General features: G+C 59.4%; 14 protein-coding genes. 5 read left to right on the top strand and 9 right to left on the bottom strand.

Going from position 1 to position 12,687, the window contains the following annotated elements; all coding sequences use genetic code 11:
* The first annotated feature begins 61 nt into the window (after window positions 1-61).
* Both speE and QUE75_RS02945 read left to right on the top strand, forming a co-directional pair.
* On the top strand, window positions 62-943 hold the full coding sequence (gene speE / locus QUE75_RS02940) for a polyamine aminopropyltransferase (RefSeq protein WP_061332546.1): 882 nt from the start codon (window positions 62-64) through the stop codon (window positions 941-943).
* 92 nt (window positions 944-1,035) lie between these two features.
* Complete coding sequence (locus tag QUE75_RS02945; RefSeq protein WP_061332547.1) at window positions 1,036-1,230, top strand: DUF6316 family protein; 195 nt, start codon at window positions 1,036-1,038, stop codon at window positions 1,228-1,230.
* Between the two features lie 76 nt (window positions 1,231-1,306).
* Here the strand turns inward: QUE75_RS02945 and QUE75_RS02950 are convergent, their stop codons facing one another.
* Window positions 1,307-2,554, bottom strand: a complete 1,248-nt coding sequence (locus QUE75_RS02950; protein ID WP_061332548.1) for an ammonium transporter — start codon at window positions 2,552-2,554, stop codon at window positions 1,307-1,309.
* 71 nt (window positions 2,555-2,625) lie between these two features.
* On the bottom strand, window positions 2,626-2,964 hold the full coding sequence (glnK, locus tag QUE75_RS02955; protein ID WP_058091350.1) for a P-II family nitrogen regulator: 339 nt from the start codon (window positions 2,962-2,964) through the stop codon (window positions 2,626-2,628).
* A 384-nt stretch (window positions 2,965-3,348) separates the two neighbouring features.
* Here glnK and QUE75_RS02960 point away from each other — a divergent pair, with 384 nt between their 5' ends.
* From QUE75_RS02960 to trmB, 3 genes are all read left to right on the top strand, one after another.
* A complete protein-coding gene (locus QUE75_RS02960) occupies window positions 3,349-3,600 on the top strand; it encodes an accessory factor UbiK family protein (protein ID WP_061332549.1) in 252 nt (83 codons plus the stop codon).
* Window positions 3,601-3,673: 73 nt separating this feature from the next.
* Window positions 3,674-5,200: a YifB family Mg chelatase-like AAA ATPase gene (locus tag QUE75_RS02965; RefSeq protein WP_106694444.1), complete on the top strand. Its 1,527-nt coding sequence runs from the start codon at window positions 3,674-3,676 to the stop codon at window positions 5,198-5,200.
* Between the two features lie 72 nt (window positions 5,201-5,272).
* Entirely contained in the window at window positions 5,273-5,998 is a 726-nt protein-coding gene (gene trmB, locus QUE75_RS02970; protein ID WP_061332551.1) for a tRNA (guanosine(46)-N7)-methyltransferase TrmB, read from the top strand.
* A gap of 12 nt (window positions 5,999-6,010) precedes the next feature.
* On the opposite strand, the gene QUE75_RS02975 is transcribed toward trmB, so the two are convergent.
* From QUE75_RS02975 to QUE75_RS03005, 7 genes are all read right to left on the bottom strand, one after another.
* Window positions 6,011-6,559 (bottom strand): hypothetical protein, encoded by a 549-nt coding sequence (locus QUE75_RS02975; RefSeq protein WP_106694445.1) that lies wholly within the window; start codon window positions 6,557-6,559, stop codon window positions 6,011-6,013.
* Entirely contained in the window at window positions 6,559-7,704 is a 1,146-nt protein-coding gene (gene hemW / locus QUE75_RS02980; RefSeq protein WP_286253538.1) for a radical SAM family heme chaperone HemW, read from the bottom strand. Before hemW ends, QUE75_RS02975 begins: the two co-directional genes overlap by 1 nt.
* 4 nt (window positions 7,705-7,708) lie before the next feature.
* Window positions 7,709-8,308, bottom strand: a complete 600-nt coding sequence (gene rdgB, locus QUE75_RS02985; RefSeq protein WP_106694531.1) for an RdgB/HAM1 family non-canonical purine NTP pyrophosphatase — start codon at window positions 8,306-8,308, stop codon at window positions 7,709-7,711.
* A gap of 4 nt (window positions 8,309-8,312) precedes the next feature.
* Window positions 8,313-8,759 (bottom strand): DUF4426 domain-containing protein, encoded by a 447-nt coding sequence (locus tag QUE75_RS02990; RefSeq protein ID WP_061332593.1) that lies wholly within the window; start codon window positions 8,757-8,759, stop codon window positions 8,313-8,315.
* The gene (gene metW / locus QUE75_RS02995; RefSeq protein ID WP_061332555.1) at window positions 8,759-9,361 is read right to left on the bottom strand and encodes a methionine biosynthesis protein MetW; all 603 of its coding nucleotides are present in this window, start codon (window positions 9,359-9,361) and stop codon (window positions 8,759-8,761) included. The genes QUE75_RS02990 and metW overlap by 1 nt, the downstream gene beginning before the upstream one ends.
* On the bottom strand, window positions 9,358-10,506 hold the full coding sequence (metX, locus tag QUE75_RS03000; protein ID WP_286253541.1) for a homoserine O-succinyltransferase MetX: 1,149 nt from the start codon (window positions 10,504-10,506) through the stop codon (window positions 9,358-9,360). The genes metW and metX overlap by 4 nt, the downstream gene beginning before the upstream one ends.
* A gap of 171 nt (window positions 10,507-10,677) precedes the next feature.
* Entirely contained in the window at window positions 10,678-12,642 is a 1,965-nt protein-coding gene (locus tag QUE75_RS03005; RefSeq protein ID WP_286253542.1) for a dynamin family protein, read from the bottom strand.
* Window positions 12,643-12,687 lie beyond the last annotated feature (45 nt).

Below are 12,687 nucleotides of genomic sequence, written 5' to 3' on the forward strand. Positions count from 1 at the left end.
TACAATACGCCCCTTTGAACAGGCCCCGACCCCGTGGTGGCGCAATGAATGGGAGGTACAGATGACGGTATTGAACGAAGGCTGGTTTACCGAGGTATTCCAGGATCAGGGCACGGCATTTTCCCTGCAGGTCAAGCGCAAGCTGCACGAAGAGCAGACGCCGTTCCAGAAGCTGGAAATCTATGAAACGGAAACCTTTGGCAACCTGATGGTGCTGGACGGTTGCGTGATGCTGACCACCCGTGACAACTTTCTGTACCACGAGATGATGACCCATCCGGCGTTGTTCACTCACAAGAACCCGAAGAAAGTGGTGATAGTGGGCGGTGGAGATTGCGGAACCCTGAAGGAAGTGCTCAAGCACCCCGGTGTCGAGGAGGCCTGGCAGGTGGAAATCGACGAGCGGGTTACCCGCATGTCGGAAAAATACTTTCCGGAGCTGTGTGAGGCCAATAATGACCCCCGGGCAAATTTCTTTTTTGGCGACGGTATCAAGTGGATGCGGGATATTGAGCCCAACAGCATCGACCTGCTGATTATCGACAGTACCGACCCGGTGGGCCCCGCCGAAGGCTTGTTTGCCCTGGATTTCTACCGGGACGCCATGGCGGCGCTTCGGGAGGGCGGCATTATTGTGCAGCAAAGTGAATCGCCGCTGTTGCACACGGACAGCATCATCAAGGACATCCACAGCGATATGCAGAAGGCCGGCTTCGGCCACGTACAGACTTTGCCGTTCCCTCAGCCTGTCTACCCGACCGGGTGGTGGAGCTGCACCATGGGTAGCAAGGATAACCCGCTGAAGTATTTCCGTGAGGAAGACGCCAACAACCGCCCGTTCGTGACCCGCTATTACAACGCCGGCATTCACCACGGAGCCCTGGCGATGCCTCAGTTTATGGTGGATGCGCTGGAAGACGCGGTGCGCCCCGAAGAGGCCTGACAAAAATTAGACAGCTCCGCACTCTGAGCTATGCTGAAACAGTGTGGTCATTTATTGATCATCGTGCTGTGTTCGGAGTGAAAGGAGTTGTTATGGAAACGCGCAAAGGTGAACAGGATCGTCACTGGTTTCGTAGTGAGCGGTTCTCGTTGGTCAACGGACAGTGGTTTTTCCAGACTCGCGAGGGCTCGATCCAGGGGCCGTTTGACAGTGTCCACGAAGCGGAAATGGAATTGATGTTGTATCTGCGGCACGCGGATGACCAATTGTTCCAGGGCGTCTGTTAGTGACGGAGCGCCAGGAACAGAAACAAGAAGGGCGCCGTTTGGCGCCCTTCTTGTTTTTCGTGGTTGTCAGGCTGGCTTACTGCTTGCCGCTGACAAACTCTGGATAGGCTTCCATGCCACACTCGGAGTAATCCACACCCTCGTATTCGTCTTCTTCGGATACCCGGATGCCCATGACCGCCTTGAGAATGCTCCACACGATCAGGCTGGTCACGAAGACCCAGACAAAGATGGTGATGGCGCCGATGATCTGGCCGCTGAAGCTGGCGTCGCCGTTGGTAACCGGCACCAGCAGCAGGCCGAGCAGACCGCAGACGCCGTGAACAGAGATGGCACCGACGGGGTCATCAATACGCAGCTTGTCCAGGGTCACAATGCTTACCACCACCAGCAGGCCACCGAAGGCACCGAAGATGGTTGCCAGCAGCGGAGTGGGGGTGTCCGGGCCGGCAGTGATGGTCACCAGACCAGCCAGTGCACCGTTCAGGAGCATGGTCAGGTCAGCTTTGCCAAACATCAGTCGGGCAAGGATCAGAGCTGCGAGACCGCCACCAGCCGCTGCGGCGTTGGTGTTCATGAATACAATGGCGACGTCGTTAGCGGATTCTGCGGAAGCAGTCGCCAGAACCGAGCCACCATTGAAGCCGAACCAGCCCATCCACAGGATGAAGGTACCCAGAGTGGCCAGGGGCAGGTTGGCGCCGGGAATGGCGCGGATCTCACCGTTCGGGCCGTATTTGCCTTTACGGGCGCCCAGCAGCAGGACGCCAGCCAGGGCCGCAGCTGCGCCAGCCATGTGTACGATGCCAGAGCCGGCAAAGTCACTGAAGCCAAGATCGCCGAGGTTGTACATGCCGAAGACGTCAGCTTCGCCCCAGGTCCAGGCGCCTTCCATCGGGTAGATGAAACCGGTCATGACCACAGCGAAGATCAGGAATGCCCAGAGCTTCATGCGCTCGGCCACGGCACCGGATACGATGGACATGGCTGTAGCAACGAAGACCACCTGGAAGAAGAAGTCAGCGGATGGCGCGTAGGTTGCTGCAGCCTCATACTCGAAGCCTTCTTCAACGCCCATGCCAGTGATGCCGCTCAGGAAGGTGCCGCCACCGTACATGATCGCGTACCCGCAGACCATGTACATGGTGCAGGCAACGGCGTACAGGGCGACGTTCTTGGTCAGAATTTCAGTGGTGTTCTTTGAGCGCACCAGGCCGGACTCGAGCATGGCAAAGCCTGCTGCCATCCACATGACCAATGCGCCACACACGAGGAAGTAAAACGTATCTAATGCGTACTGTATTTCAAAAACAGTGCTTTCCATAGGAGGCCCTCCGCACAAGGCTCTTAGGTTATAAATTTTTTGCGTTGGCTTTTTTCAGAGTCAGTCTGCTGTCAGACCGCTTCTTCGCCAGTCTCGCCGGTTCGAATCCGGATGGCTTGCGCCAGTTCGGTCACGAAGATCTTGCCGTCGCCGATTTTGCCGGTATTGGCCGCCTTGGTGATGGCTTCGATGACCTGGTCAAGCAGGTTGTCGCCAATGGCGATTTCCACTTTGACCTTGGGCAGGAAGTCCACCACGTATTCCGCGCCACGGTAGAGCTCTGTGTGGCCTTTTTGCCGACCGAAGCCTTTGACTTCAGTGACGGTTACGCCTTGTACGCCAATCTCGGATAGTGCCTCACGGACATCATCCAATTTGAAAGGCTTGATGATCGCTGTCACAAGTTTCATTGCTTTCTCCTTGGTAAAGCCGTCCCAACAGTGAGGGCCAGCGGCCGGTTGTTGAGTTCGGGATGCTGCCACCTCGCACATCAATTGTGCGGATTGCGTACGAGAGCTTTAGCATCGGGTGTGCCAACGCAAAAAAAATGTTTTAAATCAGTTTGTTGGTTATATCCTGTTCCAGAATGGCGCAATAACGCGCACCAACTTGGTGCGATGAGCCAGCCCTTGGCTCAAAAAAGAGCATGGCCGGGTTAGCCATCCGCCGCCATTATAATGCGGACAGGGCACAGTATGGCAGGGGCGGCGGTGTGATACACTCCCACCAAAGCGGATAGCGACTCAGCCACGGCGTTTGCCGCGTCGGGAAACAGAGACTCTCAGAGGTGATTTATGAAAGGGCCACAGGACTTTTTTGCTCAGTTACAGGGCCAGTTTGGCCAGTTCGTTCCGGATATGGCTCGGGCTGCGAAAGACGATTTTGAGGCCCAGGCCAGAGCAACGGTGATGACGGTCATGTCGAAGCTGGAACTGGTCACCCGCGAAGAGTTCGATGCCCAGCAGGCGGTATTGATGAGAACCCGTGAAAAAGTGGAAGCGCTTGAGAAGCGGGTTGCCGAACTCGAGCAGAAGCTGTCCTCATAATGACCGGTCTGGCCCGGCCCGCAGGATGCAGCGGCCGGGACTTGTAAGAAACTGATTGCCAAGGAAGGTTGCCATGCTTGCTATTGTCCATTCCCGTGCCAGTATCGGTGTGTCTGCACCGGCAGTGACTGTTGAAGTGCATCTGTCTGGCGGACTGCCGGCCCTGTCGATTGTTGGATTGCCGGAAACCGGTGTGCGTGAGAGCAAAGACCGGGTTCGCAGTGCCTTGATCAACGCCGGGTTCGAATTCCCCGCCCGTCGAATCACCATTAACCTGGCCCCCGCAGACCTGCCCAAAGAGGGTGGACGCTTCGACCTGCCCATCGCCCTTGGCATCCTCGCCGCTTCCGGGCAGATTCCCGCCGAAAGTCTCAAAGACCTCGAGTTCATTGGCGAGTTGTCCCTGGATGGCGCATTACGGCCCCTGAAAGGCGTATTGCCGGCGGTACTGGCGGCAAGAGGCGCCGGTCGCGCGCTGTTGCTTCCCCAAGACAATGCTGAAGAGGCCGCGCTGGCCAGCGATGATGACGTGTTTGCCGCCAGCCACATACTGACCGTCTGTGAGCATTTGTCTGGTCGCGCCCGGATATCCCCGGTAGCTCGAGCCCAGCCAGAAGCCGGGCCCCGGGACGAGGGGCTGGACCTCGCGGACGTCCGGGGCCAGCAGGTTCCCCGACGGGCCCTGGAAGTGGCGGCTGCCGGCGGGCACAATCTTCTGCTGTTTGGCCCGCCAGGCACCGGCAAAAGCATGCTGGCCAGCCGGCTGCCCGGCATACTGCCAGCCCTGGACGACGCCGCGGCTATGGAGGTGGCCAGTGTGCATTCAGTCGCCGGCCTTCCCCTCAAGCCCGGTGGTTGGCGGCAGGCTCCATTCCGCTCCCCGCACCATACCGCTTCGGCGGTGGCGCTGGTGGGAGGTGGTAGCAGCCCAAGGCCCGGAGAAATCTCCCTGGCCCATCGAGGCGTACTGTTTCTTGACGAGTTGCCAGAGTTCCAGCGCCGCGTGTTGGAGGTATTGCGGGAACCTATGGAAACCGGTGAAATTTCCATCAGTCGGGCTGCACGGCAGGTCACTTTTCCTGCCCGATTCCAGGTGGTTGCTGCTATGAACCCTTGCCCGTGCGGCTACAGTGGGCATCCGACCATGGAGTGTCAGTGTACGCCGCAGCAGGTCATGCGCTATCGCTCCCGGATATCCGGGCCGTTGCTGGACCGGTTTGACCTGCACGTTGAAGTGCCGGTGCAGGCCGGGGGCGTGTTGTTGGGGGCGGGTGAAACCGGAGAGTCCAGCGCCAGCGTCCGGGAACGGGTGCTACGGGCCCGGGCCAGGCAGTCAGAACGGGGCGTGCTCAATGCGGCCCTTGCTGGCAAGGCGTTGCACGAGGCCAGCCATCTGAATGCGGAGAGCGAGAAACTGCTGTCCGGAGCCATGGAGAAACTTGGGTTGTCTGCGCGGGCGTTGCATCGGATTCTGCGAGTGGCCCGCACCCTGGCGGACCTGGATGGCCAGCCAGCGGTAACCCGAAACTATCTGATGGAAGCGCTCGGCTACCGGCAACTGGACCGTCAACAGGGGCAAAGCTCGGTTGTCTCCGCTTGAGGCGGTCTACTCTGGTAAACTGGCGGGTAACGTTCCCTAAATCAGATCCGCATTGACGGTTGAGGACCACAGATGACTGACCAGCATGAGACGCACGATGCCTCCGGCGACAACCCGATCACCACCCGCCGCGGTGTTCGCAGTTTTGTCTTGCGCCAGGGCCGGATGACCGAGGGTCAGAAAAAAGCCTATGAACGCAGCTGGCCCAAGTACGGCCTGACCCGCGACAACGGCATGATCGACCCGAGGGAAGTGTTTGGCCGGGACAACATGCTGAATCTGGAGATTGGGTTTGGCATGGGGAAATCCCTGGCGGATATGGCGGAAGCGGCCCCCGAGCAGGACTTTATCGGTGTGGAAGTGCACTTGCCCGGTGTTGGAGCCTTGCTCAAAGAGGTGGAGGATCGCGGACTTGAGAACGTGCGCGTTTACAATATCGACGCCAATGACGTCATCGACTTGTGCTTACCAGATGCCAGCCTGGACCGTGTGATGGTGTTCTTTCCGGACCCCTGGCACAAGAAAAAGCACCACAAACGTCGCCTGATCCAGCACGACTTTGTTCAGAGGATTCGTCACAAACTCCGCGTTGGTGGCATTCTGCACCTGGCGACGGACTGGGAAAACTACGCCGAGCACATGCTGGAAGTGATGAACGATTCGGAAGGGTTCGCCAATACTCAGGAGCAGGGTGGCTACTCACCGCGCCCGGATGACCGTCCGATCACCAAATTCGAAAAGCGTGGTGAAAATCTTGGCCACGGAGTCTGGGATTTGTTGTTCTATCGCACCAATTGAGGCGGGACGGTGTCAGGAGTGGCTCAGCGGATGCCGGCGGGCAGCCCGGATGATGACAAGTCCGGCCACCCCGAGCAGCAGCCCGGTGAATTTGATCAACGCGAGGATAGTGGCGGTCATGCTCATGGAGTCTGTGGGCGGGCTCAGGTTGTTCAGCAGTACAATGTTCTCCGCCACGTCACTCAGCCCTGCCGTGATAAACAGCGCGCGCACCCAGCGTGCGACCTTGCGCTCCCGGATGCCGGGCCTGTCCCGGGTGAAGTGTCTGGTCAACTGCAACAGCGCGGCCAGGTAAGCCACGACAAACAGAAAGTCTACCCACAATGACGCTTTTGCCCAGATCAAGCCGTTCTCGCGCCAGCTGCGGATAATGGCGTAGGCCTGGTCTGCCGTGCCTGCCAGTTGGAAGCTGACAATGCCCTGAGGGGCAGAACCGGTCTTCAGGGGTTGGTTGATGGCCATCAGAACCAGAAACAGCGCCACCGCGACCACGATGGATACCTTCATGGGCGGTTTCATCGGGCGAGGCCCGGATGGCACGGTGTGCTGAGCTGAATTCATCAGAGGAAGTGCTCCAGCAGGCTATTCAGGTAACGCTGTCCTTGCTCGGTCGCCTGCAGGCGATCAGGGGTCAGCAGATGTTGTTTGCGTAATTGCTCAAGTTGTACCGCAACTGACGACAAGGGTAAACCTGTACGCTCAAGATACAGTTGTTCCGACGTGCCCCGTTTCAGGCGTAACGCATTCATCATGAACTCCAGCGGCCGGTCCTCCGGTGCCAGCTCTTCGCTACCGGAGGTGCGGGAGCCGATCCTTTGCAGGTAGGCGTCTGGTTGCCGGGTTTTCCAGTACCGCAGAATCCGGCCGTCGGCCAGGCTGACTTTGCCGTGAGCGCCGGCACCCAGCGCCAGATAGTCGCCAAAGCTCCAGTAATTCAGGTTATGTCTGCTTTCCCGGCCGGGCAAGCTCCAGGCCGAGATCTCGTAATCATCGAAGCCCGCTGACCGAAGATGGGCTGCCCCCTGCTGATAAATGTCCCAGAGCCGATCGTCGTCCGGCAACGCCGGTGGTCGCGAGAAAAATTCGGTGTTCGGCTCAATGGTGAGTTGGTACCAGGACAGGTGGGTTGGCCGGTGGGCCAGTGCGGCGTGCAGGTCGCTGACCGCCTGTTCCGGAGTTTGCCCCGGCAGGCCGTGCATCAGATCGATGTTGAAATTGTCGAACCCGGCAGCCCGGGCGGATTCGATGGCCCGGTGGGCCATCGCCTGATCGTGGATACGGCCGAGGGATTGCAGGTGTTCCGGGTGAAAACTCTGTACCCCGATGGACAGCCGGTTGATGCCGGCTGCGCGGAAACTTTCGAAGCGGCCCGCTTCCAGCGTGCCGGGATTGGCTTCCAGGGTAATTTCCGCATCGGTTGAAAACGCCAGGCGTTGGCGGAGCCCGTCGAACAGCTGTTCGTAGAAGGCGCCGCTCATCAGGGAAGGAGTACCGCCGCCGATAAAGACGGTTTCGATAGGGCGCCCCAGGATATAGAACAGGTCCTGATCCAGATCCTCCAGAATGGCGTTCAGATAGGCCGTTTCCGGAATTTCCCTCTTGACGGCATGTGAATTGAAGTCACAGTAGGGGCATTTGCGCACGCACCAGGGCACGTGGATGTACAGGCTCAGTGGCGGGCAGACCGCAACCGGGGTGGCGGTCATGGGTTTACCGCTCCGCCTGGAGTTGTTCCAGCAGGCTGGCCAGGGCCCGGCCCCGATGGCTGATCTTGCCTTTCTGTGCCCGGGTCAGTTCTGCGGCGCTGCAGTTGAACTCCGGCGCCAGGAATACAGGGTCATAACCGAAGCCGCCGTCACCCCGGGGCTCGGTCAGGATCTGCCCGGGCCAGCGGCCATGGCAAATGATCGGCGTGGGGTCGTCGGCATGTCGAAGATACACCAGAACACAATGGAACTGGGCACTGCGTTGTGCGGCGGGAACGTCGTTCAAGGCATCCAGAAGTGCCGCCACGTTGTCGGCGTCGGAAGCGGCGTCGCCGGCGTACCGCGCCGAGCGCACGCCGGGCTCGCCATTGAGGGCATCCACGGCCAGGCCGCTGTCGTCTGCCAGGGCCGGCAGCCCGGTTTCCCGGGCGGCATGGCGGGCTTTGAGGATAGCGTTTTCAACGAAGGTGACCGCCGGTTCTTCGGCCTCGCTCACGCCAAGTTCGCCCTGGGCAACCGGCTGCAACCCCAAGGGGCTGAGCAGTTCTGTCAGTTCGGCAATCTTGCCTTTGTTATTGCTGGCGATGACAAATTTCTGGCTCATGGTGTCAGTCATTGAACAGGGTATGGGAGAAACGAACTGGCAGATCCCGGTTGTGGCCAGTGGGCCGGGCCGTGATGTTGAACGTCATCAGGTCGCCGGAACGGTACTGGTACTGGGCGATGAAATAGACTGCATCACCCTCCTGAATACGACGGAAGGCCAGGAAATTCACCTGCTGGATGTCATTGGTAACCTGGCCCTGTACCTGCCCGCCAACCGGCCGGATCTGGCCATGCTCACCTTCGGTCATAATGGAAATGTTGATGATGCCAATGCCCCGGCTGCGTTGCAGATTGTTGGCCCTGGCGACTTCCGGGTCAAGGAAGGTGCTTGGGAAAACGCTCCAGTGCACCTGATAGTCACCGAAGTCTTCCTGGCCGGCCTGCGCCTGAGCGAATAACAGCAGTCCCAGGGTCAGGGTCAGTAGGCGAGTGATCGAACGAGTCATCATCATGGGTTCTCCCGCGTGATTCGATAGATGGCAATTTCCCCCAACAGGTTCGGCCAGAGCCTGGCCAGCCAGCTGTTCTGATGCTGACCGTCTACCACCCGGCGGCTCTTGATGCGAATGCCTTTCTGACGGCACAAGGCTTCAAAATCCTTGAAGGTGCATAGCCGTATGTTGGGGGTGTTATACCATTTATACGGTAGTGCGTCGGATTCGGGCATACGGCCACTCAGAGCCAGTCCCCAGCGCAGGCGCCAATGGGCAAAGTTGGGGAAGGTGACGATGCCCTCTCGGCCGACCCGGAGCATCTCTTCGATCACTTTGTCCGGTCGCCGCACCGCTTGCAGGGCCTGGGTCATCAGAACCACGTCGAACATGCCGTCGTCAAAATTGTCCAGCCCCTGGGTGTCCAGGTTCTGCTCGATCACGCTCACCCCTTTCGCCATACAGGTGGTGATGTGGTCCGGATTGATCTCCAGGCCAAACCCCGTGGCGCCTCGCTCCCGCTGAAGAAAGTCCAGCAGGGTGCCATTGCCGCAACCCAGGTCCAGTACGTGATGCCCTGGCTGGACCCATTGCTGGATGATTTCCAGGTCTGGTCTCATGCGCCCACCTCCCGTGCCACCCGGTCCATATAGGCGGTGAAAATATCGGTGTACCTGGGGGTTGGAATCAGGAACGCGTCATGGCCCCAGGGGGCATCGATTTCGGCGTAGCTGACCTTCTTGCGGGCAGAGATCATGGCGTTCACCATCTCTTCGGAGCGTTCGGGCGAAAAGCGCCAGTCGGTGCTGAACGACAGCACCAGATACTCGCAGCTTGCCGGTGACAGAGCCTTGGCCAGATCCCCGCCGGCGGCATAGGCCGGATCGAAGTAGTCCAGGGCCCGGGTCATCAACAGGTAGGTGTTGGCATCAAAGCTTTCTGAGAAACGCTCGCCCTGGTAACGAAGGTAACTTTCTACCTGGAACTCGGCGTCGAACCCGAACTTGTAGGCCTCTTCCCGCAACTCCCGGCCGAATTTCTCACCCATGGAGGCGTCGGACAGGTAGGTGATGTGGCCGACCATACGGGCCAGCATCAGGCCCCGGCGAGGCACCGCGCCAAAATCATAGTATCGGCCGTCGTGGAACTCCCGGTCGGAGGTAATGGCCTGGCGAGCCACTTCATTGAAGGCGATATTCTGGGCACTGAGTCGGGGCGTGGAGGCAATTACCACCGAGTGACGCAACCGTTCCGGGTAGTCCAGGCTCCACTGCAACGCCTGCATGCCGCCGAGCGAGCCGCCGACCACCGCGGCCCACTGTTCAATGCCCAGGTGGTCCGCCAGGTAGGCTTGGCTTTTTACCCAGTCGGCAACGGTAATCACCGGAAAATCCGGGCCGAAGGGTTTGCCCGTTACCGGATTGTTGGAATTGGGGCCGGTGCTGCCGTGGCAGCCTCCCAGATTGTTCAGGCTGACCACAAAAAAACGATTGGTATCGATGGGCTTGCCCGGGCCGATGCAGCTGTCCCACCAGCCAGGCTTCTTGTCTTCCATGCTGTGATAGCCCGCGGCATGGTGATGGCCGCTGAGTGCATGGCAAATCAGCACCGCGTTGCTGGCGTCCGGATTCAGGGTGCCGTAGGTCTCCACCACCAGGTCGTAACTGTCCAGGGTCTGGCCGCACGCCAGTTCGATCGGCGTGTCAAAGTGAATGGTTTGAGGGCTTACAAGGCCCACGGAGTCCGAGGGCAGGGAATCAGGCATGGCGGTGATGAGTTCCTGGTCCGGTCCACAAGTGTCTGGCCATTGGCCTTGGAGTGTTCAGAAAAGCGCGACAGCATCGCAGTTTAAAGGCGGGTGGGGGTTGCTGCAACCGGCGCGTGGCTGCGGTGCCGTTTTCGGGGCCCGCGCGGTGTTCGAGCGGGCCCCGGCCTTTCAGATGGCGCCTGAGATATTGACCACTTTCTGCTGAATCATGGTGGGGGCCGGCTTGCGGATTTGCCGCATCATGGCGTCGGCCAGTTCCAGCTGTTTACGCAGGTCGGCAATGGCATTATCCAGGCGCTGGCGCTCCGCGCGGCTGTCCCGGTCGCTGCGGACCATGTCGCGCAGGCGCCGGATCTGGTGCTCCAACAGCTGTTTCTGCTCCATGGAATACTGCATGATCGGCAGCAGAGCTTCCTGGGGCCAGCGTTCGACATCCTTACGCACCCGGCCGTGAAGGGTGCGAGCTTCGCCCACCATGACGTTGAAGAAGCGGCGCACCAGCAGGGACTGTTCGGTCAGCAGGTTTTTCGGGCTGATGCGAAAGCGCTTGGCTTTCTTGCGCAGTTCACGAATGGCGATGACATGGCGGCCCGCCCGCAGCGGGATGGGCTCCAGGTGCCTGGCCCGGGTGTCTTCGTTATAACGGCGATAGATGGCTCCGACCATTTTCTCTGCCAGCCGGCCTTCGGCCAGCAGGTTGGTCAGGTCGCTTTCCAACAGTTCAAAGAAATGGTCCATGGCCCGGTTCATGCCGGCCGTCGTCCAGCTCTTGGACATCGTGTGACGAACCTTGGCGGCGTGATTTTCAAAACGATCCTCGGCGACCAGGTTCTTCAGCATCTCTCCCTGGGAATCCATGAGCCGGCGGGAGGAACGCAGGGTGATCAGCTTTTTGTAGTAGAAGTCATAGTCTTTCTGCGCGCGCTCTGCCAGCCGGCTGAGGGCGGCCTTGTCCATTGTGGCGCCGGCACAGGCCTGGCGTTCTTCTTCCAGTGATTCAAGCCGGTATTGCATGGCCGCCTGACTGTTTTGAAGCATGCCCAGAAGATCGTTGATCAGGTTCTGGGTAATCAACTGCTCCTTGTGTATCAGGATGCGCTGAATGATCAGTTGCTCGAGCTGGCCGATGTTGGAGCGCCCGAACAGCTCGTTGTCTTTGCGTACCCGGGCCAGCAGTCCCTGTTTTGCCGACAGCGGGATCACGTCTTGCTGGCGTATGCTCAGATGTTCCGCAGTATAGGTGCGTACCCGCTCAATGGCATCGGCGGTGTGTTGCTCACCCTGCAGGTCGTCCCACAGCACATCAATCTTGTTCAGCACGGCAAACCGGCCGGCCCTGTGGTCGGCGTGTTCGGTATCGATATGGTCCTTCCAGATGGTCATATCGCTGGCGGTTACGCCGGTGTCCGCACTTAACACAAAAATGACCGCGTGGGCGCGGGGCAGCATACTGATGGTCAGCTCAGGCTCGGAGCCCAGTGCATTGAGCCCCGGCGTGTCGAGGATGCGAAGACCACGCTCGAACAGCGGGTGGCGAATGCTGATCTGGGCGTTGCGCCAGGCAGGCACCAGTACATTGCCGGGGTTGTTGCGATCGTGTTCCAGCATGGCTTCGTCAAAGCCCAACTGGCGCGCTTCGTCAGGGGTCACGCTTTTGATGCGGGCAACCTCGGCCAGCACTTCGCGCATGACTTCCGGGTTGCGCTCGTCCAGCTCGTGCTTTACCCAGCGCTCAGGCTGCTTGCGCAGTTGCTGCAGGGAAAGTTCGCCGGTCCGGGTCTCGATGGGCAGGAGCAGCAGGTAGTTCTGGTTGGCGCTGCGATCAAAGAACAGCTCCGTGGGGCACATGGTGGTGCGGCCTGCCTGGGACGGCAGCATGCGCTGACCGTACTCCGAAAAAAACAGGGCATTGATCAGCTCGGTTTTGCCGCGGGAGTACTCGCCCACAAAGGCGATGGTCAGCTCATCTTCAATGAGCAGTTCCAGGCCATGGCGAATTCGGGTGCTGACGTCTTCCGAGAACAGATTGTTATCTTGCAGCCAGAGCCGGTACCGGCCAATCTGCCGTATCAGCTCTTTCTTCCAGTTGTGGTATGCCTCAACCTGCTGCGACAGAGTTCCCTGCTGATTCATTGGATAATCCTTCTGCGCGACTTCCGAGATTAAATGACGTTAATA

The sequence above is a fragment of the Marinobacter shengliensis genome (assembly GCF_030297115.1).
Lineage (GTDB): Bacteria > Pseudomonadota > Gammaproteobacteria > Pseudomonadales > Oleiphilaceae > Marinobacter > Marinobacter shengliensis.